We start from the raw sequence: 25,320 nt of genomic DNA on the forward strand, positions 1-25,320 counted from the left end.
TTATAAGACACCATAAAACAGGAAATGCCCCCAAAGGGTACCGGAATTTTTTTTAGGGCAGGACTACTGATGATTGATGGTGGGAGGAGACACAAGAAGAAATGCTCTCACACTCGCGAGTTTTTTAAGGGCGATGCCCACCTGGTTTTCCACTGTTTTTATGGAGATGTTGAGCAGATCGGCCACCTCCCTGTATTTAAGGCCGTCTTCTTTTACCAGTTTAAAAATGAGGCGGCACTGCGGCGGCAGCGCATTGATGGCCAGGTTAATGTGTTGCATCATTTCATTGCTGATGAGCTGGGCTTCCGGGTTTATCTCATATTCCGGCAAACTGGCCTCGTCGAGATGCCAGGTTTTGTGATGGGCATATTTGCGGAGATGGTTGAGCGCGATATTACGGGTGGCCGCATAGAGGTACCATTTCAAATTAGTGATCTCACGGAGATCTTTCCTATGCCGCCATACGGCAATAAATACATCGGCTACTATTTCCTCGGCCATTTCCCTGTGGCGGGCTATGGCCAGGGCCACCTGCAGCAATGGCGCACAGTAGCAATCGTATAATTCTTTAAATGCCTTTGTATCACCGTTGTATATTCTGTTTTGCAATTCGGGGATATCGTCGCGCATGAAAATAAGAATAGCAGATTATGCAAAAATCCAATGGCGTAAATATAAATTGTCTTTCTGACAAATATACTATTTATCTGCACGTGTGCGCCGCCCGCCGATACTGCTTATCTTGAACATTAATTCTGCATGCAGGTTAGACAAATACAAGTTTTGATATTATCTTTATCTGTAATGGTTTAATGTCCCGTAATTGTTTTAACCTTTGGCCCGTTTCAAAACTGTTTGCACCAATAAAAATATTATCATGTTGTTGACTGAGTACTGTTGGCGTTTGGTCACACTGAAATAACTGTCTGTAGCGTTTTTCCCGGTAAACTTTTAAAATAACACTTATCTATGAAATCAATTTTTCGTCTATGCAGGAAAATTACGATCTGCCTGTTGCTTGTTACCATGGCCCACATTGCCTATGTCAAAGGGGCCGTCCCTGTAGATACAGGCTGGGTGACGATGGGGCCTACCCAGACAGCAGTCAGCCCCTATGACCAGTATTACTACAAGTTGGTGCAGGTGAATGGCAGTACAGCTCGTTATGGGACTACTATTGAGCTGGCAGTAAATGCTGATGAGAATTATTTTGACCAGCAGGCGACTTACCAGGTCCGGGTAGATAAGTATGAGGGAACGGCAAACAGGTTTGATGGCCTGGAGGTCCGCTGTATATCAGGAAATCCGGCTGCCGCCACTTTTTATGTTTTTAATGATGCATTGTGGCTGAGGTCTAACTACAAGTGGGGGCTTATCAGTTACCGCACGGTTGCGCAGTTTCACGGATCGCCTCTTGTGGCTGCCCCTTTTGCTCAAACCACTACTGCGCCGGTCGGGTTCCTGGCCACAACCGGTACCTATGGTTTAAAATGTGATTTTGACAATAATAAATTCTATCAGCTTCCTTACCAGGACACAAAAGGCAACCTGGCTGTTGCCGGTAATATAGGCGCAGGAGTGGTACCCAACTATGCGCTCCATACTGTATCGCCTGGTAATACCAACAGGGCGGCAGCCTATCTCTGGGGCGAAAATTATGGCACCGCCATCGGAACCCTTAACGCCACGGCCGCCAATTATGCATTTGCTGTCCTGAATAATGCGAACCCTGATGGTTCCAGCGCACCCGGCGGTGGCAAGCCCCTGTTGTTTGTAAGGGGAGACGGCAATGTCGGAATTGGCACCTCGGTGCCTCAGGCTAAACTGGCTGTAAAAGGGGACGTCTTTGCCTTAAAGATAAAAGTCACCCAAACCGGATGGGCGGATTTCGTATTTCATCCGGACTATAAACTGCCGGCATTACAGGACGTAGAGCAATTCGTTAAGGAGCACAGGCATTTGCCCGAGATCCCATCGCAAAAGGACGTCGAAAGAGATGGACTGGACATTGGAGAGATCAATAAGAAGTTGTTGCAGAAAGTAGAAGAACTGACGCTGTATCTGATTGAAATGAAAAAAGAGAACGATGACCTGAAAAAGAGGATGGAAGCGGTGGAAAAAAAACAGGAAAGATAAATTGCGATACGGCCATTCAGATGTTGGCATATCACTATCATTAAACAGCGGGCCGCCTCATCATAGTGAGGCGGCTTTTTCTTCCTGAACAGAACACAACAGTCACCTCCCGACATCAGAAATAAAATCTACTGTCCGGGGAAATTCTTTATCTTGGTTCCTATACAAATTCCACTATGTACAGCTTCCATTTTCAAAGGATTATTTTATTGCTGCTGTTACTGGTTAAAACAGTGCTTGTTTTTTCCCAGACAACAAGGCCCCCCGACAAAGTATTTGCGCCCGCTACGCCGGAAGACGAAGGGTTTTCCTCCAAAGGCCTCAGTGATATATTTACTTATGTAAAAGAAAATAACATCAATACTCACAGCCTTTTAATTGTACGTAATAAGAAGATCATATTTGACGCGTCTTTTTATCCTTTTCGGCCGGGCTTACGACATGACATCGCTTCCTGCACCAAATCGGTAACATCCCTGCTGATTGGCATCGCTATCGACAAAGGTTATATAAAGAATGAAGACCAGCTGGTGGCCTCCTTCTTCCCGGAAATCAAACCCACAGGGAAAGGCTTTGAGACATTGTCCATCAAAGACCTGCTCACTATGAAATCGGGGTTTGCGTGTGGATTTTCCAATGAAGACAGCCTGTTTCATGCATTATTCCCTTCAAACAACTGGGCTAAGTTCATTTTTGAAATTCCTTTTGAGGCACCTCCCGGTCAGCAGTTCTCTTATTGCAGCTGTAATTATTACCTGCTGGGTGAAATTATTTACCGCGCCACTAAACTGTCTCCTGAAGACTTTGCTAAAAAGTATCTCTTTCATGATTTAGGTATAACGTCTGTTTATTGGTCTAAAAATAATCATGGTATTAATTACGGTTGGGGTGATCTGGCCCTGCAACCACGCGATCTCGCTAAAATCGGCCAGCTGTTGTTAGATGGTGGCCAGTGGGACCATCGGTCCGTTATCTCCGCAGAATGGGTAAGAAAAGCCAAATCAATGTATACGGTATTTCCAAACGGAAACGGCTACGGTTACGGCTTTTGGATTGACAAGGGCGGTAGCTGGAATATGGAAGGCAGGGGCAGGCAAAGGGTGCATATCGATTCCATACACCAGGCTATTGTTGTCGAAACAGGAGGAGGACTGACTGAAGATCAGAAAGAGCGGATAGGCAGTATGATTGGTAAATCACTGCTTTCTGATAAAAAAATAAAAAGTAATCCGGTAGCTTATAACAATCTGAAAAGGATGACGCTTCAGGCGGCAAAGCCGGTAACCGGTCCTCCGGGCCGCATTCCCATTACTGCCGGTAGCGAAAAGCTGTTTAACAGGACGCTCGTTTTCCCGGAAAATAGTTTAGCTATTGAGAATGCCAAAATTATCCGGAAAGAAGGGCGTTTGTCCCTTTTGTTAAAACAGGCCGGCCAACAAACGGTCATCTATCCGTTAGGATTTGGCAATGCCTATCAGTTCTATCAGGATGCCGGTTCGGGGCATCTGTATGCGCTAAGAGCGTATTGGAAGAGCGTCGATGAATTTGAAATCGAATTTAACTGGTTATCAAAGATTAATAAATTCCTGATCGATTTTAAAATAATGGACAACAGGCCTGAAGTGTCGATTAAAGAAGGCACACATGGTATCAATGAAACGTTCCCGGTGTCAATAAAAGATTAAAAATGGCTCTTATTTTTTAAACAACAAACTGATAATAATTTTTCCACGTTCGTTGATCAACTCCTTAAAGCCTTTGTCAGAGACCTGGAACAGCTTTTTGTAGAGAGGGGCCATGATTAAGGGATAGGACAACAATGAAAATAAGTTCATCAGAAAATGGGCCGGCTGCATTTTCTCAATGTTGCCTTTCTTCATTTCAATAGCGGCTTCGTCCAGGTAGTGTTTGACAGGGCCGGCTTGGATGTCGGAGATAAGCTGCTTGCCTAATGTGTTGATCTCTGTAACCAGGAATGTTTCCTGGTAGGGAAAGGCGATCATGTCCCGCAGGAACACAGCAATGATATTTTCTGTCTTGGCTTTAAACGGTTGGTCAGCCGTCATGCACTCGTTGAGCCGCTGGCTGAGGTCCTGCATGGCATCCTGGAATATGGCGGCAATCAGCAGGTCCCTGGAGCGGAAGTAATAATGTAGCGCAGTTCTGTTGACGCCGGCGGCATCTGCTATCTCCTGCGTGGTGGCATGGAGTTTCCCTTCTGCAAAAAGCAACCGTTTGGCCGTGTCTTTGATAAGCTGTTCCGTTCCTGTATTTTTTAAAGGCATATGTTTTTTAAATTAAACTGATACGATAGTCAATGCCGATTTCATTGATAAAATAGTCGTCATGCGAAATCACCAACAGCGTGCCCCTGAAGTTTTTTACTGCCAATGTCAGCACTTCCAGGCTCAGTATGTCGAGGTTGTTGGTCGGTTCGTCCAGGATCAGTACATCCGGCGCCTGATGATTGACCAACAGACAACTCAGTGATAGCTTCATTCGTTCACCACCGCTTAATGCTGCGCATTTTTTGTCAAAAGCCGCTGGATTGAACTGCGCGTAAACTAATAATTCTTTTAATTCATCTTCTTCCAGCCTGCGGTTATTATACTCCAGTAGCTGATCGTAAACGCTTAGTTTCGGATCGAGCATGGAGTAGTTTTGATCAAGATAAAAGAAAGAGAAGGCTGAACTGTTATAGCTGCCTTCGACAGGTTGCAGTTCCCTGGTAATAATTTTCAACAGGGTGGTCTTACCGCTCCCGTTCTCGCCTTCGATCTGTACCCGTTCGCCGGATTTGATCTGAAAGCTAAGATTATTCCACAACAACCGGTCGCCGTACTTAAAGTTAACGGCCGCCATATCGATCACTGGCTCTCCCGGATTGATTTCCGGCGACCTGATGTCGATTTTAAGCGTTTCGTACTCCTGGATTTGGGCTTTGGTCTCTTCTATGCCCAGCAACAGGTTGCTTATCTTTTCTTCATGGGCATTTAGCATTCTCGCGGTGCTGCGCTCCGCTTTGTTCTTTAAGCCGCCGGCAATAATGCGGGGTATGGAGTTGCTCAATCCTGCCGATCGGCCTTTGAGCTCCAGTTGCGCCCTTTGGCCGGCCATGTCGGTGGCTTTTTTTCCGTATTCTTTCAGTGCTTTGGACTGTTCGTTCAGCCGCGCACGCAGGGCGCTTACTTTTTCCTGTTTTTTCTGCTGGTAAAAATCAAAATTTCCGCCAAATACTTCTATGCCTTTTTCGCTGAGTTCCAGGGTTTTGTTCATGAGGTTCAACAGTGTCCTGTCGTGGCTCACGATCAGCATGGTAGCTTTGCTCTGTAGCACCATGGCGTAGAGCTTTGCCCTGGTTTTGACGTCCAGATGGTTGGAGGGCTCGTCCAGCAGAACGAGATGGGGGCTGTTCATATCCATGGCTGCCAGGAAAAGGCGGGTCTTCTGGCCGCCGCTCAGGCTTCCCAGTAACCGGTTTTCATGGATATTGCCGAGGTCCCATTTTTCAAGGGCCCGTGCCACTTTATTTTCGATGTCCCAGTCGTCCTCCAGCGCTGTAAAGTGCCGGGTGTCCGTGTCTCCCTGTAAGATAGCGTGCAGGGCGTCCAGTTTTTTGTCCGCCCCTAATGCCTTGGCAACGGTCCAGGTGTCAAATTCTCCCAGGTGTTGTGGTACGTACCAGGGCGTTTCCGAATGGATAATTTCGCCCGATGTTACGTCCAGTTTGCCCGAAACGATGCGCAGCAGGGTTGATTTGCCGGCGCCGTTTATTCCCACCAGTGCTGCCTTTTCTCCATCGTTTAAAATAAGGTCCAGGTCGTGGAACAGTTCCTCATTATCCGGGTGAACATATTGCAATGATCTTATAATTAAGCCCACGGTATTTTTTATTTTAAATAATAATACTTCCTGCCAGGACAAAGATGGCATTAAATATTCATTTTTGTTAGACAAAAATGTTAAAATAAAAAACAAAGCCGCTACTTTTCAGACAATATTCTGTAATCGTAGTCTACGGCAAAATGGGTGGACGGGTGTTTTACCTTCTTTCTGAAGGCAGAGGGGGTGATCGACTTATATTTCAGGAACTGTTTATTAAAATTGGCGAGGGTATTGAAGCCGCTTTCGAAGCATATTTCAATCACGCTGCTGTTGGTATCTTTCAATAGTTTACAGGCATAACCTATTCTCATTTCGTTGAGATAATCGACATAGGTCTTTTTAGTGCTTCTCCGGAAGTATTTACAGAAGGCGGCCACGCTCATATTGACCACTGCTGATACTTCCCGGAGACTGATTTTATTCCGGAAGTTCCGGTTGGTATATTGAAGGATTAAATCAATCTCCGCTTGTTTGATGCGGTAGTTGGCATCCGGTGTTTGTGAAGAGAGGGTGATGTAATCCCCTGACTCTGCCATCATGTTCAGGCACTGAAAGAGGCTGATGATGCGGCCAAAACGCTGCTGGTTTTCCAGTCCCTGGATAATGTCCGCCATTTTCTCCCTGTAGCTTTCCGGTATCTTTAAGCCCTGTGCTGCTGCCAGCAGGAGGTTTTTCATATACACTCCTTCCGGTAAATTAAGCAGCTCGTTTCCCCAAAGGCTGTCGAGGAACTGAACGACCACTGCACTGGTGATCATGTCTCCGGACTTCTGAAAGGTATGGGGCAGGTTGGAGCCAAGGAAAAAGATGTCTCCCGGTTTGAAATCCCCGATATAGTCACCCACAAAAGCGGTCCCTCCGCCTTCCAGGATCAGAATAAGCTCATATTCATGGTGTTGATGCCAGGGCACCTCAAAGTGCGGAGTACGGTAGGTCCTCGCTACAAAGGATGTGTTCTCTGATAAAGTAAGTTTCTCTATGAGCGGCTTCATGGCAAAACAGATTTTCGGCGGTTGCTAAGATATGAATTCTCAGCAAGTTGAGGCCATTTGCCCCGGGGTGAGTTCATAATCGCGTGTAAAATAGTTTAGGTTTTTAAGATAATAGGAGTGGTGGCGGGAAATGCCGCGTCTTACCTTTATTGCGTCGGGTTTCTGCCGGATAAATATAATTAACAGGTATGTATTTTATTGGTTACGATATTGGTTCCTCTTCTATAAAAGCTGCTTTACTGGACGCAGACAGTGGCAGATGCGTGGCATCTGCTATCAGTCCGTCCCGGGAAATGCCCATGCAGGTTCCCAACAAAGGATGGGCAGAGCAGGACCCGGAGCGCTGGTGGCAGGAAGTTGTCACAGCTACAGGCCTGTTAAGGCAGCAGGTGCAGATAGACCCTTCCACTATCGGCGGTATCGGCATCGCCTATCAGATGCATGGCCTGGTATGTGTAGACAAGCACCAGGAGGTGTTGCGCCCGGCTATTATCTGGTGCGACAGCCGTGCGGTGCATGTTGGTAACAAGGCGTTCAATGCGCTGGGAAAGGAATATTGCCTGGACCATCTGCTGAATTCCCCCGGAAACTTCACCGCTTCTAAATTGCGCTGGGTAGCTGAAAATGAACCGGATATCTATGGACGTATTGACAAGATTTTGTTGCCCGGGGATTTTATTGCCATGAAGCTGACAGGGGAGGCGCGTACCACTGTTTCCGGTCTTTCGGAAGGCGTCTTCTGGGATTTCAAGGCCAATGCGGTCAGCAGCAAATTATTGGATTACTATAATATTGATGAAAGCCTGTTACCTGCCATAGTGCCCACTTTCGGCCAGCAGGGAATGCTTACTGCCGCAGCTGCGGAAACATTACAGCTGCGTCCCGGCATCCCGGTCACTTACCGGGCGGGTGATCAGCCTAATAATGCCTTGTCGCTCAACGTGCTGCGGCCGGGAGAAGCGGCAACTACCGCCGGCACGTCCGGCGTAGTGTATGCGGTGCATGACCAGCATGCGTCTGACCAGCAAAGCCGTGTCAACACGTTCGTGCATGTCAGCAACAGCCCGGAACAGCCGCGTAACGGCGTACTGATGTGCCTTAACGGTACCGGTATCGCCAACAGCTGGCTGAAAAATATGCTGGGCGATATCGACTATACCGCCATGAACAGTGAAGCTGCGTTATGCGCTCCCGGCGCAGACGGACTGATGGTATTTCCTTTTGGCAACGGTGCGGAAAGGATACTGGGCAACAGGCATACAGGTGCTTCCATCAGGTACCTCGATTTTAACCGGCATGGCCGCAGGCATATGCTGCGGGCAGTGCAGGAGGGAATCGTGTTTGGTCTCAACTATGGCATGGACATCATGTCCGGCATGGGACTCAAAATTAACAAGGTAAGGGCCGGCAATGCCAATATGTTTCTCAGCCCGCTCTTCCGAGAAATATTCGCGGACACTGCGGATGCTGTCATTGAATTATACAATACCGATGGCGCACAGGGCGCGGCGCGCGGCGCCGCTATCGGGGCTGGATATGTGAATATGGAAGAGGCATTCCGCGGAATGGAGCGCCTGATGGTGATTGAACCGGAGCCGGTCCGCCAGGCGCAGTACCGGGATGCCTACAGCAAATGGCTCACGGAGTTACGTTCGAAACTATAGTACGCATATATAGACAATATTTTCATTTTAAAATTCCACTTTTATGAGCATTACATTAGGAGACCACGAGTATTTTAAAGGCATAGGGAAGATCAGCTACGAAGGCCCGCAGTCTGATAATCCCCTTGCCTACAAGTGGTATGACGAGAACCGGATCATTGCAGGTAAATCCATGAAAGAGCTTTTCCGCTTTGCTGTCAGCTACTGGCACACCTTCTGTGGCACCGGCGGCGATCCTTTCGGCCCAGGCACCAAAAGCTTTCCCTGGCTTGCCTCCACGGATGCGGAACAAAGCGCTAAAGACAAGATGGACGCGGCGTTTGAGTTCATCACCAAACTGGGGTTGCCTTACTACTGTTTCCATGACGTGGACCTGATAGACGAAGGAACGGACCTGGCCACGTATGAAAAACGGATGCAGCTGATCGTGGACTATGCGCGTCAGAAGCAGGCCGCCAGCGGCGTTAAACTGCTGTGGGGCACGGCCAATGTGTTCAGCCACCCCAGATATATGAACGGGGCGGCCACCAATCCTGATTTCACCGTGGTGACCTATGCAGGCACGCAGGTGAAAAATTCACTGGACGCCACCCTGGCGCTGGGAGGGGAGAATTACGTCTTCTGGGGAGGCCGTGAAGGCTACATGACCCTGCTGAACACAGATATGAAGCGGGAACAGGAACACCTGGCGCGTTTCCTGGGCATGGCCCGCGATTATGCGAGGAAGCAGGGCTTTAAAGGCACGTTCTTTATTGAGCCCAAACCCTGTGAGCCTACCAAACACCAGTACGATTTCGACAGCGCCACGGTAATTGGTTTCCTGCACCGCTACGGACTGGAAAAAGACTTTAAGCTAAACATTGAGGTAAACCACGCCACCCTGGCAGGACATACTTTCCAGCATGAACTGCAGGTAGCTGCCGATGCCGGTATGCTGGGCAGCATCGATGCTAACCGCGGAGATGCGCAGAATGGCTGGGACACTGACCAGTTCCCCACCAACCTGAATGAGCTGGTGGAAAGTATGCTCATCATCCTGGAAGCGGGCGGGTTCTCCGGCGGCGGTGTGAATTTCGACGCCAAAACCCGGCGCAACTCCACCGACCTGGAAGATATATTCCATGCGCATATCGGCGGCATTGATACTTTTGCGCGGGCTGCCGTGATCGCGGAAAAAGTATTGACACAAACGCCGTACAAAAAATTCCGTCAGGAACGCTACAGCTCCTTCGATACTGGAAAAGGCCGGGAGTTTGAAGAAGGGAAGTTGTCACTGGAAGACCTCCGCCAACTGGCCATAGCAGGCAATGCGCCTGCGCTGATCAGCGGAAAACAGGAATGGCTGGAGAACCTGATTAATAACAGTATCGCTTAAGTGCAATAAACACACACTTCATAATATAGGTCAATTAGTGAAACACAGCAGTTCTCTGCTGTGTTTTTCTTTTGTGCAGGTCATTGCGGAATATTATCCGCTGCCAGCAGCCGGACTCTCTTTTTATAGTTTCCGGGATTTTCCCCTGTCTGTTTTTTGAAGAAACGGTTGAAATACGCGTCGTTCTCAAATCCGAGGCTGTAAGCCAGGTCTTTGATCGCGATGTCCCGGCTCATCATGATCCGTTGTGCCTTTTCCAGTTTCTGCGCGTTGATATATTTCCCGGGTGTACAGCCCATATCTTTTTTGAACAGCCGGATAAAATGGTCTTTGGTGAGGAAGCTGTTCTCTGCCAGCATGTCCACGCTGATGGGTTTGTGCAGGTGGGTGCGGATGTAATGCAACGATTGCAGTATACGTTTGTCGATATGCAGGTTTTTATCGGTGGCATGTACCAGGAACCTGGATATGATCTGCCTGATGATGCCCTGCGCTTCCATTTCATAACCGAGGGGAGCCGCATGCTGGCGGGCAATGTTGCGGGCCAGTGTAGGAAGGTTGTCATAAGACCAGGGATCGAAATGTGGCAGCTTTCGCTCAGGATGCACACGGGCAAGGCGTTTGATCAGCTGGATGGTCAACGCGTCGGCTTTCATCTCCACCGGCACGTCCAGCAGATCGAAGAGGCTGCTGTGGTGGCCCTGCTCCTCATAAATGTGGAGGTAATACAAAGACAAATGTCCTTCGCACCTGTACCCGTGAGTGGTATAGGCCGGAGTGAGATACAGGTGGTTTTTTTTCAGGTCATATGTTTTGTCCTCGCGGATAAGCCTGGCAGTGCCGCTTTCCACAAAATGTACCCTGATGAAAGGACTGCTTACTTTCTGCCAGTTCCAGTCGGCGTTATGTATGGCGTGGCCGATGTTCAGCAATATAAAATTGGGCTGTGTTTGTTCTCTGCTCATATCCGATAAACCTGAAAGTTCAAAATATCGATAAAGTACAATTTTTTATCGATATAAGTAAAGTCCCGGAATAATAGGATAGGTATTTTTGGGAGAAGTATAAACGCTGTTTTCCGGTAAGGGACTGACCTGTAGGTCTTGGTCTGATGTCTTTAGTCATCTATGCCGACAACTACCGTCCCGGAACAATGTCGCTTTTTAAACAGAGGTCCATGCGGATAATTTCTTGTATTAAGCCGGGGATGTTGGAATACCGTGAGGTTCCGGAGCCGGTATGTTTACCCGGTTATTCCATCATAAAAATCCGGCGTATCGGTGTGTGCGGCACCGATATCCATGCTTTTGGCGGCACGCAGCCCTATTTCAGCTATCCCCGTGTGCTGGGGCATGAGCTGGCTGCCGAGTTTGTGGAGGGCGATGCGCCACGGTTGCGCAAAGGTGATATCGTCACTGTTATTCCTTACCAGCATTGCGGTAAATGTATTGCCTGCCGCAGCGGCCACACGAATTGTTGCCAGCATATGCAGGTGATAGGTGTGCATTGCGATGGCGGCATGGCGGAACGCCTCATGGTGCCTTCGCACCTGCTGCTGCCGGCCGCGGGACTGGAGTCCGACCGCCTTGCGCTGGTGGAGCCTTTTGCCATTGCTGCGCATGGTGTGCGCCGTGCGGCCATATCGCATGGTGAAAACGTACTGGTGGTAGGAGCGGGGCCTATCGGCCTGGCCACCATGGAAATGGCCGCCATCGCCGGGGCCAATGTGCTGGCCATCGACGTAAGCGCCTACCGGCTCTCCTGGGCAAAAAAAATCACCGGCGTAAAAGCTGCCTTCCATGCAACGGAAGAATACCTGGCAGAGCAGCTGAAAGAGGCCACACAGGGCGATATGCCCACGGTGGTGATTGATGCGACCGGTAACCTGAACGCTATCAACAACGCGTTCCGCTATATGTCGCACGCCGGAAGATATGTGCTGATAGGACTGCAGAAAGGCGACATCACTTTCAGTCACCCCGAGTTCCATAAACGGGAAGGTACGCTGATGAGCAGCCGTAATGCAACAAAGCAGGATTTTGACTGGGTGCTGGAAAATATCCGTATCGGAAAAATCACACCGGAAAAATACATCACCCACCACAGTCACTTTAATGATATAGTGGAAGAATTTCCTTCGCTGATTAGCGACGGAAATATTGTAAAGGCTGTTATCAGCCTCGATTAAAAGATAATTCATGCGCTCACCACTGCTAATAAACGGGCGGCAGTTACCGGAACTGGTTTTCGGTACCAGCGGCCTGGGGAATCTTTTTGTCAGTATCAGCCGACAGGAGAAAATCAATATTGTAAACGAATGCATTCGCCATTCCCGGGACGTCACGGTATTTGACTCCGCTGGCAAATACGGCGCAGGACTGGCTTTGGAGATGCTGGGCGTTGCGTTGAAAGAGACAGCGGCAGACCTGTCTGCGGTAATCATCAGTAACAAACTGGGATGGTACCGCACTGAACTGAAAACACCGGAGCCCACCTTCGAACCGGGCGTGTGGAAAGACCTGCAACATGATGCGGTGCAACGCATCAGTTACAACGGCATCATCGAATGTTTTGAACAGGGCAACGAGTTATTGGGAGGTATTATACCGCAAATGGTTTCGGTGCATGATCCGGATGAATACCTCGCCAAAGCAAAAGACGACCGGCATCGTGTACGGCTATACGATGATATCCTGCAGGCTTACCAGGCGCTTTTCGACCTGAAGGAAAAAGGACTGGTGGCCGCGGTGGGAGTGGGTGCCAAAGACTGGCGCGTGCTGCAACAAATAGCGCAGGACATCCTGCTGGACTGGATGATGGTGGCCAACAGCCTGACGGTGTTCACGCATCCGCCGGAGCTGATATCCTTTATAGCAGAACAGGACAGCAAAGGCGTGCATGTTATCAATTCAGCGGTGTATCATTCCGGGTTTCTGCTCGGCAGTGATTACTTCGATTACCGGAAGCTGGACAGCAGTGACCCGGAAGATGCGTCCTACTTTGAATGGCGCGATTGTTTTAACCGGATATGTGCAGAACATCAAATTACGCCGGCGGAGGCCTGTCTGAATTTTGGCCTGCATGTACCGGGGGTAAGGAGCGTGGCGGTCAATACAACGAAGGCTGCCCGGGTCAGTGAAAATTTCAAGATGACAGACAAAATTATCCCGCCTGCGTTCTGGCAACAAATGCAGGCCGCCGGATTAACGATATAATGAAGACATGGAAACGGGCGCAGCAAGGTCATAAAAACAGGTGTTTGTAACAAATCAGCCCTCTGATTGAAACAATAGGGTACCATCAATACGGACACAGCATCCTATTTTTACAACACTTAATCCACGTATATGAAATTTCAACTGTTACAGGGCCGCAACGGCCTGCGAAAACTTATTGCTCTATTGAAAGCATTTACTGTCCCTTTGCCTGTACCGGATATTCTATTTATCCCGTTCCTGTTTTCTAAAGATATCGCCGGATGGTGTTTCGTTCCTGGTGAAGATGCGGTTCACCGGGAACAACCGACACGCCGCCGGCGATGCTCATTTAATGACCCTCACATGCTGCACAATCAGTAATACCCCTTTATGTATTCAACACTATGCAATCGGATTTCCATCCGATTGCTTTGGGGCCCCTGCAGGTGAATAACAGGAATTTTCGCCATCAAAAAGAAAACATTATGTACTCAACCAAAATAAATCGCTTTCGGGCAATGCTGTCTGCATGGCTGCTATGGGGCATACTCTTCAGCTTCCATGGCTTCGCCCAAACTTCCAGAATAAACGGGATTGTCACTAATCCGAAAAACGCGACCCCAGTGCCGGGTGCGTCTGTCACTGTGAAAAATACCAGCCGTCATGCTGTCACCGATGCTGCCGGAAGGTTTGTCATCGAAGCGTCGGCCGGCAATATATTGGTCGTCTCCATGATGGGCTTCCAAAAGAAAGAAATAACGCTCACCAACGCTGCCACCGTCAAAGTGGAACTGGCAGAAAATATTTCCCAGCTGGAAGATGTGGTGGTGATCGGATATGGTAAAACAAAACGCAAGGATGTTACCGGGGCCATCTCCTCTATTACGGGAGATGAGATCCGGAAAACGCAGCCGGTCACTTTCGACCAGGCTTTGCAGGGAAAGGTGCCAGGACTGGTGGCACAACAAATCTCCGGTCAGCCTGGTGGTGCTGTATCTGTGCAGATCCGCGGTATTTCTTCGTTCGGGGCCTCCGCGCCTATGTACGTCATCGATGGGGTGATCATCGGTGGCACGGCCTCACCGGGCGCCGGCACCAACCCGCTCGCCGGTATCAATCCTTCCGAAATTGAATCCATCGATGTCCTGAAAGACGCCTCGGCCACTGCCATCTACGGCTCTCAGGCCACCAATGGCGTGATCGTCATCACCACCAGGAGAGGGCTGATCGCTCCGCCTACTATCATGTATGATATGTACACCGGCTTTCAACAGCTGCCTAAAAGGCTGCCGCTGATGGACCTGCGGGAATATGCCACTTTCATCAACGAGCGCAACAAAGGCCTGGGATGGGGATTTGATACCCGTGAGGAGTTCGCCAACCCGCAATACCTTGGCAAAGGTACCGACTGGCAGAAGGAGCTTTTCAGAAACGCTCCCATGTACAACCATTCGCTGACGGTGAACGGCGGCGATGCCAGAACACAATATCTCTTGTCCGGCTCCTATTTTAAACAGGAAGGTATTGCCCTCGGGTCCGACTTTAAACGACTGTCGGTAAGACTGAACCTCGACAATAAAACGACCGACTGGCTGAAAATCGGCACCAGCCTGCAATTGATCAATATCAAGGAAAAGGTGAACTCCACCAGCTCCAATGTGATCAATACGGCGTTGAGCCAAACGCCGGACATCGCCGTGAAAAATACAGACGGCAGCTGGGGAGGCGCCTATAATCCCAACGGCTGGGTCAACAGTACCGTGAATCCCTATGCCATCGCGCTGATCAATAAAGACGAGGTAAACAGGAACCAGGTCTTCGGGAACCTGTACGCGGAGATCTCTTTTCTGAAAGACTTTGTGCTCAGGAACGAAGCCACCATGAACTTCTCCATGGCCACGGAAGACCGCTTCAATCCGACCTATGTCTTTGGACTGGTAAAAAATACGAATAACAGTGGCGCCTATATCTACAATCAGAACCAGTTCACTACGGTCAGGAATTTTCTTACCTATTCACACCTGTTTGAAAAGAAATACAATGTGAATTTGTTACTGGGCCATGAGGCGCAGTTAAGTACCAACGAAGCGACCAGCGCTACCCGCTCCAATTTTCCCTCTAATAACGTACAGGTCATCAGCAGCGGCGATCCTACCACGGCGGCCAACACCGGCATTAAAGGGCAGAACGCGCAGGAGTCCTACTTCGGCCGGCTCAATGTGGGGGTCAATGACAAATACCTGTTCACCGCCAACGTCCGTGCTGACGGCTCTTCCAAGTTCGCGCCGGAGAACCGTTGGGTAACTACCTGGTCCGGCGCGTTTGCATGGAAACTGAAAAACGAGGCGTTTTTGCAGTCTGCCAAACAGGTCAACGACCTGAAACTGAGACTGGGATATGGCCTGACCAACAACCAGAACATCAGGGACTATGCCTACACTTCCACGCTGACCACCGTGGCAACGGGCCTCACCGGCGTGGCGCAGCTTACTGTCAACGTAGGCAATCCTTATGTACAGTGGGAGAAAACCAAGTACACGAACATAGGGCTGGATGGAACATTGTTTAACTGGCGGCTGAATTTCGCGGTTGATTTTTACAACCGCAGAACAGACGGACTGGTGATGCAGATCCCATTGCCGCTGTATTCCGGAACAGCCATCGGCTGGGCGCCCGGCTCCCTGGACGCTCCCTTTGTTAACGTCGGAACAGTCAATAACAAAGGTTTCGATTTCAGGATCAGCTCCACCAACATCCAGCGTAAAAACTTCACCTGGAAAACGGACGTCACGGTGTCGCGCAATATCAATGAGGTGATCAAACTGAATACCGACGGTGCATCGCTGGACAGGCCATACAGCAAAACGGTGGTAGGCCGCTCCATTGGAGAGTTCTACGGGTACGTCATTGATGGCGGTGTATTTGCCAGCCCGAAAGATTTTGAAACCCATGCATTGCCGGTGAAGAACGGCGTGCGCCTGCCGGTGGGCGCGGCCGGCGGCAGCATCTGGTACGGCGATTTGAAGTTCAAAGATATTAATGGCGATGGCATCATCAATGAGTATGACCAGACCTTTCTGGGGTCGCCCATTCCCAAATATCAGATCGGACTCAATAACACCTTCTCCTATAAAAATTTCGATCTCAATATTTTCTTCAATGCCAACATCGGCAGCAAGGTGTTTAACCAGCTACGGATAAACGGTGACTACCCAGGCACCAGCTTCGGTTATCTCCGTTCGCTCATGGACTATGCGCAGCTGGGACTGATTGATCCGGCCGGTTCTTCAACGGATATTAAGAACGTGTATGTTAAAAATCCGGACACGAGGACCGTTGGTCTCAGAAATGACAACACCAACGATAACAACCGCAACTCCGACAAGTTTGTGGAAAGCGGCACGTTCCTGCGGTGCAAGAACATCTCGCTGGGTTATGCTGTGCCGGAGAAGCTGCTCAGTAAAATCCGTGTTCACTACCTGCGGCTCTATGTCAATGTTTCCAATGCGTTTATCATAACCAATTACTCTGGTATGGACCCTGAAATCGGCTCCTGGGACCCGTTGAGCGCTGGTATTGACAATGGGTTTTACCCTCAGCCAAGGGTATTTACCATAGGCGCCAATGTGAAGCTGACCAAATAATGTAATTCACTTTAACAGGAGATTATCATGAAGTCTATCATAAAAATATTGTTCTGCCAGATAATGGTGACAGTGCTGGCAGGATGTTCAAAAAGTTTTCTGGACCGTCCGCCATTGTCACAGATCAGCGCGGACAATTTCTACCAGTCCACGAACGACCTGCGGCTGGCCACGGCCGCGTTGTATGCCGGTTCACCCTGGGGCGACTGGAACTACACCTGTTACCTGCCGGTAGGCGATGTGCTGAGCGGCAACCTGGCCGTTGGTTACTGGGGAGATGCGGTGCAGCTGAATACGTTTTCCGTTACCGGGTTGAACGGCATAATGGTGTCCAACTGGAAGGCAATGTATAACATCATTGCGCACTGCAATATTACCATCAATGCTATCAAACAGAAGGCGCCGGACAGTATTGCAGCTGTCAACAAAAATGCGGCGATCGCAGAGGCCCGCTTCATACGCGGTTTCGCGTACTACAACCTGGCGGTGCATTGGGGCGCGGTGCCGGTGATCGAAGACAACAGTAAACTGGTCATCTCTCCGTTGGTCAACCGCATCAAGACGGAGGACGTATTCCGCTTTGTGATCAACGACCTGACCTTTGCGGCGCAAAACCTGCCATCAGCCGATGTGGCGGGACGGCTCACCACCTGGTCGGCGCAGGGCATGTTAGGCAAGGTATACCTGACGGCGGCAGGCCTTAACCACTCAGGTAACCGCGACCAGGCGCTGCTGGACAGTGCGAAAAAATATGCGGGCAATGTGTGTAAAAACAGTGGTTTATCACTGTTGCGCAACTACGCGGACCTTTTTAAAACGCAGTTCAATGACAACCCCGAATCTTTGTTCGCCCTGCAATGGGCGCCCGGCGGCGCATGGCTGGAAGGGAATATGCTGCAGATCTATTCTCCGGGAGGAGCAGAGATATCGGCCAACGGACAGCCGGGATGGTTTAGTATCCGTCCTACGGTAGACCTGTTTAAAAGTTATGTCACGCAGGATTCCGTGAGGCGTAAGGCCACCTTCATGCTGAAAGGGGATTATTATGCAGAGTTGAATGCAGCCGGTGGCGGTTATCATTTTACCGGTGACTGCGGGCTGAAGAAGCATATCATCGGGACCAACAAGGACAACAATGCTCCCACGATGACACTGTCGTCTTCTACGGAACATAACGCCTTACTAAGGCTGGCAGACGTGTACCTCATCTATGCAGAGGCCGTGCTGGGCAACAATGCGTCCACCAGCGATGCGGATGCGCTCCTGTATTTTAATAAAGTACGCGAAAGGGCGGGCGTGAGCCCTGCTCCCTCCATAGATGCCGACAGCGTGCTGATAGAACGCAGGATTGAACTGGCGGCAGAAGGGCAGTACTGGACGGACCTGGTGCGTTTGTCGTATTACAATCCCACAAAAGCCATCAGCAAATTGAACGGCGAGGCGCGCGTGACTTTCACCTACACCGACAATGTGGTGACGCCTGCCAGTCCTTATGGAGTGATCACTCCGGCTACAATTCACAGCTTTTCGTTCCCGGTACCTTCTTCCGAAGTGACTGCCAATCCGAAACTGCTGGAGCCTCCGGTATCCTATTACTAAGCATTAAAACGTATTCCAGTGAATAAATTCATCTCACATACATGCAGCAGGTTACTGTTATGGTTGCTCCCGGGAATAACGGCGATGGTGCAAACCGGCTGTAAAAAAGACAGGGACGGAAGCGGACCTGTTATCACACACGTTAGAAATTATGCGGCTTCGCCGGATGATACCTTGTTAACCGCAGCACTGCCCGGCCAATGGGTGGTGCTGTCCGGCCGCGGCCTGCAGGATGCCCTGCAGGTAACGTTCAACGGGGTGCCTGCCAGCATCAAGAGCGTGATGTTTTCCGATACCAGCGCCGTGATGCAGATACCGGCGGTGATACCTTTCCCGGATGTGACGGCAGACAATTTGAACGTTATCCGTTGCATCACGCCGCATGGCACGGCCACTTTCTCCTTCAACATCGTAGCGCCGCCGCCGGCCATCACCAGTATCTCCAATGAAAACGCCCTCGCCGGCGATTCTGTGTACCTGTATGGCACCAATTTCTTTTTTACACAACACGTAACGTTTGCCGGGACAGAGATCAAAGACTTCACTGCGGCCAGTGACGGAACGTCCATCGGTTTTGTGCTGCCGCAGCTGGCCCATAGCGGTAAAGCAGCAGTGGTGACAAAGTCCGGCGCAGATTCCACAAAATACAATGTCAATGACCTGACCACCGGCATGCTCTGCAACTTCGATGATATCAACCCGTTCAGCTGGGGCACTAACCTGGAAAGTACGGGAACTGACTTTCCGGGCAACAGAGGCACCTACGCCGTGCTGAAGAACGGCGTGCTCACCGGCGGCGATGGCGTCTGGTGGGGCAACCAGCGCAGTATTAATACCAACGAAGTTCAGTGGGTGCCTAAGGACAGCTTACAGGCCTCGCCGGACACGTATGCCTTTAAATTTGAAATCAACGTGCCCACCGCCTGGAATGGCACCACCATCTATGTGATCCGGGATTCCCGGGATTTCATGGCGCGTTATGAGCCGTGGCTGACCGCTACCGGCACTACTGCCAGCTATGTGACCAAAGGCTGGCGCACAGTGACCATTCCATTCAGCAGTTTCCGGTCCAATGACGGCAAAGGCACCAGTGCTACCGATCTGACGGCGCTGTTGACCAACACCGGCGCCGGCCCGGTAAATATCCAAACGGCCAATTTCTCCGCTGGTCCTACGGCCACCGGGCTGTATGCGGCCATCGACAATATCAGGGTCGTCAAAATAAAATGATCGTTTAATTATAAAATCTGGTAAATGAAGCAATGCATTTTGTTGTGGCTATTGGTGGTACTCACGGTGTCACAGGCTTTCTCCCAACAGGACCATCCCTTTTTTCCTGCTAAGCGCCTGATCACGACAGGTATTTATTATTATCCCGAACACTGGGACCCGAATCTCTGGGAACGGGATATCAAAAGAATTTCGGAGATGGGTTTTGAATTTGTACACCTCGCGGAATTCGCATGGAGCAGAATGGAACCGGAAGAGGGGAAGTTTGACTTCGTTTGGTTGGATAAAGTGATGGGCCTTTGTGCAAAGTATCACCTGAAAGTGGTGATGTGTACGCCTTCAGCCACACCGCCGGCATGGCTTCGTTACCAGTACCCTGAAACGTTCCAGATGAACAGCCGCTATATCCGCGGTGAACATGGCACCCGCGGCCTGGGCTCTGTGGTGAGCCCGGTGTACCATCGCCTGGTGGAAACCATCGTCACCCAAATGGCGCAACGTTACGGCAACAATGAAAACGTGATCGGCTGGCAGCTGGACAATGAACCTGATGCAAAACCCGATTTCAGTCCCGCTTCGCAGGATGCTTTCCGGCAATGGCTGAAAAATAAATACCATTCCATCGATACGCTGAATGCCGTGTGGGGTACTGCTTTCTGGAGCCAGTGGTACAACAGTTTTGACCAGGTCATTATTCCCAATGTGGACCTGGTGGGCTGGTGGGGCAGTAACCCGCATGCCGTGCTCGATTTTAAACGTTATATGGCAGATGCGCAGGCGGAATACCTCGATTTCCAGGCGCGCACGTTACGCAACAATATTTCGCAACAGCAGTTTGTTACTACCAACTATACCGCCGTATCGCCTGGCGCAGATCCGCGGCGTACGAAGCTGCTGGACTTCGCCACGTATACAGCTTATCCCAACGGTGGTACGTACAATATCGGGAAGCAGGGCTTCCGGTTGGGCAACAGCAATGTGATCCTTTTTGCTGCGGAGTACTATAAATCTGTGGGCGGTGTTACCGGCGCCATGGAAATACAACCCGGAACGGTTAACTGGGGCAACTTCACGCCGCAGCCGTTGCCCGGTACGGTGCGTATGTGGCTGTACCACATTTTTGCTGCCGGCGGAAAGCTCGCCTGTTCCTATCGTTTCCGCCAGATCAACTATGGCGCGGAACAATATCATTCCGGAATTATGGAAACAGACGGTGTGACGCCATCACCTGGTGGCCACGACTATATGCAGTTCATGAAGGAGATGGATATCCTGCGGAAGGAAGCCGATATCAAAGCGGCGTTGCCGGAGAAACTGGCGAAGCGGTCCACTGCCGTGCTCTGGAACCTGGAAAACTACTGGTCTTTCGATCAACAGCGCCAAACCAGGCAATGGGACACCTGGAATTACCCGGTCAAATTTTTACAGATAGCGAAATCCTTCGGCGCACAGGCAGATGTGGTGCCGGAAACAGCTGATTTATCTAAATACAAGGTGGTGATCGTACCGGCCTATGAACTGGTAGACAGTGGCCTGATCAAAAAATGGCAGGCCTATGCGGCCAATGGCGGGCAGCTGATCATTACCTGCCGTACAGCGACTAAAACCCGCGCAGGCAATCTCTGGGAAGCCGGTTGGGCCGCGCCGCTGTCGGGCCTGATAGGCGCCCGCATCAGTTCCTTCGATATGCTGCCCGACCAGTATTACGGGGACATACAAACGAAGTCCGGTCATTACAACTGGAACAACTGGGGCGACCTGCTTCAGCCGGATAAAAACACGGAGGCGCTGGCTGTCTATAACGATCAGTTTTACAAAGGCGCAGCCGCTGTGGTAAAACGCAGACTGGGCAAAGGCACTGTTACCTACATCGGGGTAGACACCGACGATGCAAAGCTGGGAAAAGACGTGCTGCGGGATATTTATACCGCTGCCGGAGCCACCACAGAGGATTACCCGCCCGGGGTATTTGTTTATTGGAGAGATGGTTTTTATGTAGCGGTGAACTATTCTTCTGATGATTATAACATGAATACGGGCGCATCTGCCAAAATACTGATCGGCGAAAAAAACATAAAGCCAGGCGGGGTGCTTGTCTGGAAAGAATAAACTGTTGAACAAAAATAAAGACATGAAGAAACACTGGTATGTGATGATGGCAGCGTTTCTGCTGATTGCGGAAACGGCTACTGCACAAAAGGACCATAATCAGGATCGAGCAATAAATGTTGACCTCAGAAAAACAGCCGGACCGCTGCCCGCCATGCTCAATGCATGTGTGGGCGCAGGCCGCGCTGCGGAAGGGCTTCGTGCCGACTGGCAGCAGCAACTGGCTTATGTCAGGAAAGAATGCGGTTTCCGCTATATCCGGATGCATGGCCTGTTGGGCGATGAAATGGCCGTTTACACCCAGGACGAAAAAGGTAATCCGCAATACAACTATATGTACATAGACGTGCTGTTTGATTTTCTGCACAGCATCGGTATGAAACCTTTTGTGGAGCTGGGCTTTATGCCTTCCGCGCTGGCCAGCGGGCCTAAGACCATTTTCTGGTGGCGCGGCAATGTAACGCCGCCACGCGACTATGACAAATGGGAGAAGCTGATTCAAAACCTGGTGGCGCATTTTACAGAGCGGTATGGAGCAGAGGAAGTGAAGTGCTGGTACTTTGAAGTGTGGAATGAACCTAACCTGGATGGTTTCTGGGCGGGCAGCCAGGCGGATTATTTTAAACTGTACACACATGCCGCAAGAGGCATAAAAAATGTGAACCCCGCTTATCGTGTAGGCGGTCCCGGTACGGCAGGAGCAGCCTGGGAGCCTGAGATGATCGACTATTGTTATCAACATAAAGTGCCGCTGGATTTTATCAGCACACATGCCTACGGCGTAAAACAGGGATACCTTGATGAATTTGGCCGTTCCGGTACGGTGCTCGATAAAAATCCCGCAAGCGTCAGTGGCGATGTATTGCAATCGCGCGCGGAAATTGCTGCGTCGAAAATGCCGGGACTGGAACTGCATTATACGGAATGGAGCGCTTCCTATACGCCGGCAGATCCTATCCATGACAGTTACCATGAAGCGGCGTATGTGCTGCAAAAACTGAAGCAGGTGGGCAATGCCGCCAACTCCATGTCCTATTGGGTGTTCACGGATATTTTCGAAGAACCCGGACCACGGTTTACGCCCTTCCATGGCGGTTTTGGAATGCTTACCATTCAGGGTATCAACAAACCGGTGTTTTATGCCTACCAGTTTTTGCACCGGCTGGGCAGCACGGAACTGGTCAACAAAGATACTTCATCCTGGGTATGCCGCGACAGTTCCGGCAACGTACAGGCGTTGGTGTGGGACTTTACCAATACCCATCCGGGTGACTCCGTGCATAACCAGCGATACTATATCCGTGACCTTCCTTCAAAAGCAAAAGGAAAACTACAGCTGAATATTGCCGGCATGGCAGCCGGGCAATATGCGGTAGAACTGTATAAAGTGGGATACAACAGCAACGACGCTTATACCTCCTACCTGTCGATGGGCAGCCCTGCGCAGCTCAACAGGCAGCAGGTGGAGCTGATAAAGCAGCAGAATAACGGCGCGCCGGTATCGCGCGCCATTATATCGGTGAAGGAAAATGAGGCATTTACAAAAACAATTGACATCCGTGAAAACGATGTCTTTCTAATCAATATCCTCAAACTATAACCGTTTTATTATGCCACGTTCAAATGTTAAACACTACATTAAAAGTTGCATGCGCATAGCGATGCAACTGCTGCTACTTCTTTTTGCGGGCCTGCAACTATCGGCCCAATTGCCCACGGCACAGTCTATTGCCAGTAAAATGAAAATGGGCTGGAACCTGGGGAACACGCTGGAAGCCATTTGCGGGGAAAACGCATGGGGCGGCGCTGTCACACAAGCCACTATCGACGCCGTGAAAGCGTCCGGATTTAATACCGTCCGGCTGCCCGTTTCCTGGGACTGCCACAGCACCAACGGTGTGATAGATCCGGCCTGGATGGCCCGCGTAAAAGAGGTGGTGGACTACTGCATGCGCGACAGCCTGTATGTCATCGTCAACATCCATTGGGACAACGGCTGGCTGGAAAATAACGTCACCCCGGCGGCACAGCAACAGGTAAATGCCAAACAGCAGAACTATTGGACGCAGATCGCCAACACTTTTAAAAACTATAATGAACATCTGTTGTTTGCCAGTGCCAATGAGCCGGCTGTCAACGATGCCACAGGCATGTCTGTATTGTTGTCTTACCATCAGACATTTGTCAACGCCGTACGGGCCACCGGCGGCAACAACAGTTCCCGTACGCTGATCGTCCAGGGGCCCAGTACCAACATCGACAAGACGAACACGCTGATGAACACCCTGCCTACTGACCCCATCGCCAACCGGCTGATGATGGAGATACACTACTACGATCCTTCCCAGTTTGCGATCATCACACAGGATGAATCCTGGGGCAAAATGTTCTACTACTGGGGCGCCAACTACCATTCCTCTACAGACACCTACCGGAACGCCACCTGGGGAGAGGAGAGTTATATGGACTCGGAGCTGAGCCTCATGAAAACGAAATTCATTGATAAAGGGATACCCGTGATCATCGGGGAGTTCGCCGCCGTGAAAAGAACGCTCGGCCCACCGTCCGACCAGTTGCTGCACGAGGCTTCCCGGCAGCATTTCTACGATTACCTCGTACGTTCCGCAAGGGCCAAGGGGCTTATACCTATTTACTGGGACATCAACAAACAGTTGTACGACCGGGCCACTGGGGTGATACTGGACCAGGAAACCATTTCCACGCTCATGCAGGCCGCCGGCAATACCCCCGGTTACGTGAGGCTGGCAAACCGCGCTACCGGCCTGCTGGCAGACGGCATCTACAGAAACACCAACGGCGCCAACGCAGGGCAATGGGCCAACAGCGGCAGCGATGCGCAGCAGTGGACCGTAGAGGCGGCCGATGGCTACGTACGCCTGAAAAACCGCGCTACCGGCCTGTACCTCGATGGCATGGGCAGAACGGCTGACGGATCTGTGGCAGGGCAGTGGGCCTTCAGCAGCAGCTACAACCAGCAGTGGAAGCTGGAATCGACAGGCAGTTACATCAAACTGAAAAACCGTGCTACAGGGCTGTACCTCGACGGCCTGGGACAAACGGCCAACGGGGCTGACCTGGCACAGTGGTCCGGCAGCAGCAGCAACAACCAGCAATGGACCATGACGGCAGTCGCATTGCCCGCAGCAGCGATGGCCGCAACCACTACATCCGCCAGTATTGCGCCTTCACAGGCAAATGACCTGAACGTATATCCGAACCCGTTTACCGCCACTTTCAGCGTGAAGGCGGACAAACAGGATAAAATAGAGAGTATCACTATTATCGATGCTTCCGGAAAAATAGTGGAGACAAAAGCCCATCCGTCGGCTTCGGACCTTTTGTCTATGGGCGCCACGCTAAAAACAGGCAGTTACATCGTAGTGGCAAAAGGACGGGGATGGACCAAAAAAAGTAAGGTGGTCAAAATCATCAAATAACGGAAACTTTTAAAACAGAGAAAACTTTGTC

18 protein-coding genes are annotated in these 25,320 nt (G+C 50.5%); 13 read left to right on the forward strand and 5 right to left on the reverse strand.

All coding sequences use genetic code 11. From position 1 onward, the window contains the following. Window positions 1–63: 63 nt before the first annotated feature. A complete protein-coding gene (locus tag HGH92_RS31250; protein ID WP_168874776.1) occupies window positions 64–630 on the reverse strand; it encodes an RNA polymerase sigma-70 factor in 567 nt (188 codons plus the stop codon). Window positions 631–969: 339 nt separating this feature from the next. On the opposite strand from HGH92_RS31250, the gene HGH92_RS31255 reads away from it, so the two are divergent. Together HGH92_RS31255 and HGH92_RS31260 are read left to right on the forward strand one after the other, a co-directional pair. Continuing rightward, window positions 970–2,136 (forward strand): hypothetical protein, encoded by a 1,167-nt coding sequence (locus HGH92_RS31255; RefSeq protein ID WP_168874777.1) that lies wholly within the window; start codon window positions 970–972, stop codon window positions 2,134–2,136. Window positions 2,137–2,312: 176 nt separating this feature from the next. After that, window positions 2,313–3,821, forward strand: coding sequence for a serine hydrolase domain-containing protein (locus HGH92_RS31260; RefSeq protein WP_168874778.1), 1,509 nt, complete (start codon window positions 2,313–2,315; stop codon window positions 3,819–3,821). Window positions 3,822–3,830: 9 nt separating this feature from the next. Here the strand turns inward: HGH92_RS31260 and HGH92_RS31265 are convergent, their stop codons facing one another. The 3 genes from HGH92_RS31265 to HGH92_RS31275 form a co-directional block, all read right to left on the reverse strand. Next, window positions 3,831–4,421: a TetR/AcrR family transcriptional regulator gene (locus tag HGH92_RS31265; RefSeq protein WP_168874779.1), complete on the reverse strand. Its 591-nt coding sequence runs from the start codon at window positions 4,419–4,421 to the stop codon at window positions 3,831–3,833. Window positions 4,422–4,428: 7 nt separating this feature from the next. Further along, window positions 4,429–5,997, reverse strand: a complete 1,569-nt coding sequence (locus HGH92_RS31270) for an ABC-F family ATP-binding cassette domain-containing protein (RefSeq protein ID WP_247655098.1) — start codon at window positions 5,995–5,997, stop codon at window positions 4,429–4,431. A 122-nt stretch (window positions 5,998–6,119) separates the two neighbouring features. Then, window positions 6,120–7,013, reverse strand: coding sequence for an AraC family transcriptional regulator (locus tag HGH92_RS31275; protein WP_168874781.1), 894 nt, complete (start codon window positions 7,011–7,013; stop codon window positions 6,120–6,122). A 188-nt stretch (window positions 7,014–7,201) separates the two neighbouring features. Here HGH92_RS31275 and HGH92_RS31280 point away from each other — a divergent pair, with 188 nt between their 5' ends. Then, window positions 7,202–8,677 (forward strand): xylulokinase, encoded by a 1,476-nt coding sequence (locus HGH92_RS31280; RefSeq protein WP_168874782.1) that lies wholly within the window; start codon window positions 7,202–7,204, stop codon window positions 8,675–8,677. 43 nt (window positions 8,678–8,720) lie between these two features. Further along, window positions 8,721–10,052 carry a xylose isomerase gene (xylA, locus tag HGH92_RS31285; protein WP_168874783.1) on the forward strand — a complete coding sequence of 444 codons (1,332 nt, stop codon included), beginning with the start codon at window positions 8,721–8,723 and terminating at the stop codon, window positions 10,050–10,052. A gap of 80 nt (window positions 10,053–10,132) precedes the next feature. Here the strand turns inward: xylA and HGH92_RS31290 are convergent, their stop codons facing one another. Then, window positions 10,133–11,017, reverse strand: coding sequence for an AraC family transcriptional regulator (locus tag HGH92_RS31290; protein WP_168874784.1), 885 nt, complete (start codon window positions 11,015–11,017; stop codon window positions 10,133–10,135). 212 nt (window positions 11,018–11,229) lie between these two features. Here HGH92_RS31290 and HGH92_RS31295 point away from each other — a divergent pair, with 212 nt between their 5' ends. From HGH92_RS31295 to HGH92_RS31335, 9 genes are all read left to right on the forward strand, one after another. Further along, window positions 11,230–12,240 (forward strand): zinc-binding alcohol dehydrogenase family protein, encoded by a 1,011-nt coding sequence (locus HGH92_RS31295; protein ID WP_168874785.1) that lies wholly within the window; start codon window positions 11,230–11,232, stop codon window positions 12,238–12,240. Between the two features lie 10 nt (window positions 12,241–12,250). Then, window positions 12,251–13,267, forward strand: a complete 1,017-nt coding sequence (locus HGH92_RS31300) for an aldo/keto reductase (RefSeq protein WP_168874786.1) — start codon at window positions 12,251–12,253, stop codon at window positions 13,265–13,267. 132 nt (window positions 13,268–13,399) lie between these two features. Next, a complete protein-coding gene (locus HGH92_RS31305; RefSeq protein ID WP_168874787.1) occupies window positions 13,400–13,630 on the forward strand; it encodes a hypothetical protein in 231 nt (76 codons plus the stop codon). 137 nt (window positions 13,631–13,767) lie between these two features. After that, complete coding sequence (locus HGH92_RS31310) at window positions 13,768–16,893, forward strand: SusC/RagA family TonB-linked outer membrane protein (RefSeq protein ID WP_168874788.1); 3,126 nt, start codon at window positions 13,768–13,770, stop codon at window positions 16,891–16,893. Window positions 16,894–16,920: 27 nt separating this feature from the next. Then, window positions 16,921–18,492, forward strand: coding sequence for a RagB/SusD family nutrient uptake outer membrane protein (locus tag HGH92_RS31315; protein ID WP_168874789.1), 1,572 nt, complete (start codon window positions 16,921–16,923; stop codon window positions 18,490–18,492). Window positions 18,493–18,510: 18 nt separating this feature from the next. Next, window positions 18,511–19,722 carry a glycan-binding surface protein gene (locus tag HGH92_RS34255; protein ID WP_168874790.1) on the forward strand — a complete coding sequence of 404 codons (1,212 nt, stop codon included), beginning with the start codon at window positions 18,511–18,513 and terminating at the stop codon, window positions 19,720–19,722. 24 nt (window positions 19,723–19,746) lie between these two features. After that, window positions 19,747–21,831, forward strand: coding sequence for a beta-galactosidase (locus tag HGH92_RS31325; protein WP_168874791.1), 2,085 nt, complete (start codon window positions 19,747–19,749; stop codon window positions 21,829–21,831). A gap of 22 nt (window positions 21,832–21,853) precedes the next feature. Beyond that, window positions 21,854–23,431 carry a GH39 family glycosyl hydrolase gene (locus HGH92_RS31330; protein ID WP_168874792.1) on the forward strand — a complete coding sequence of 526 codons (1,578 nt, stop codon included), beginning with the start codon at window positions 21,854–21,856 and terminating at the stop codon, window positions 23,429–23,431. 10 nt (window positions 23,432–23,441) lie between these two features. Continuing rightward, entirely contained in the window at window positions 23,442–25,289 is a 1,848-nt protein-coding gene (locus HGH92_RS31335) for a cellulase family glycosylhydrolase (protein ID WP_168874793.1), read from the forward strand. Window positions 25,290–25,320 lie beyond the last annotated feature (31 nt).

This window comes from Chitinophaga varians (assembly GCF_012641275.1).
GTDB lineage: Bacteria > Bacteroidota > Bacteroidia > Chitinophagales > Chitinophagaceae > Chitinophaga > Chitinophaga varians_A.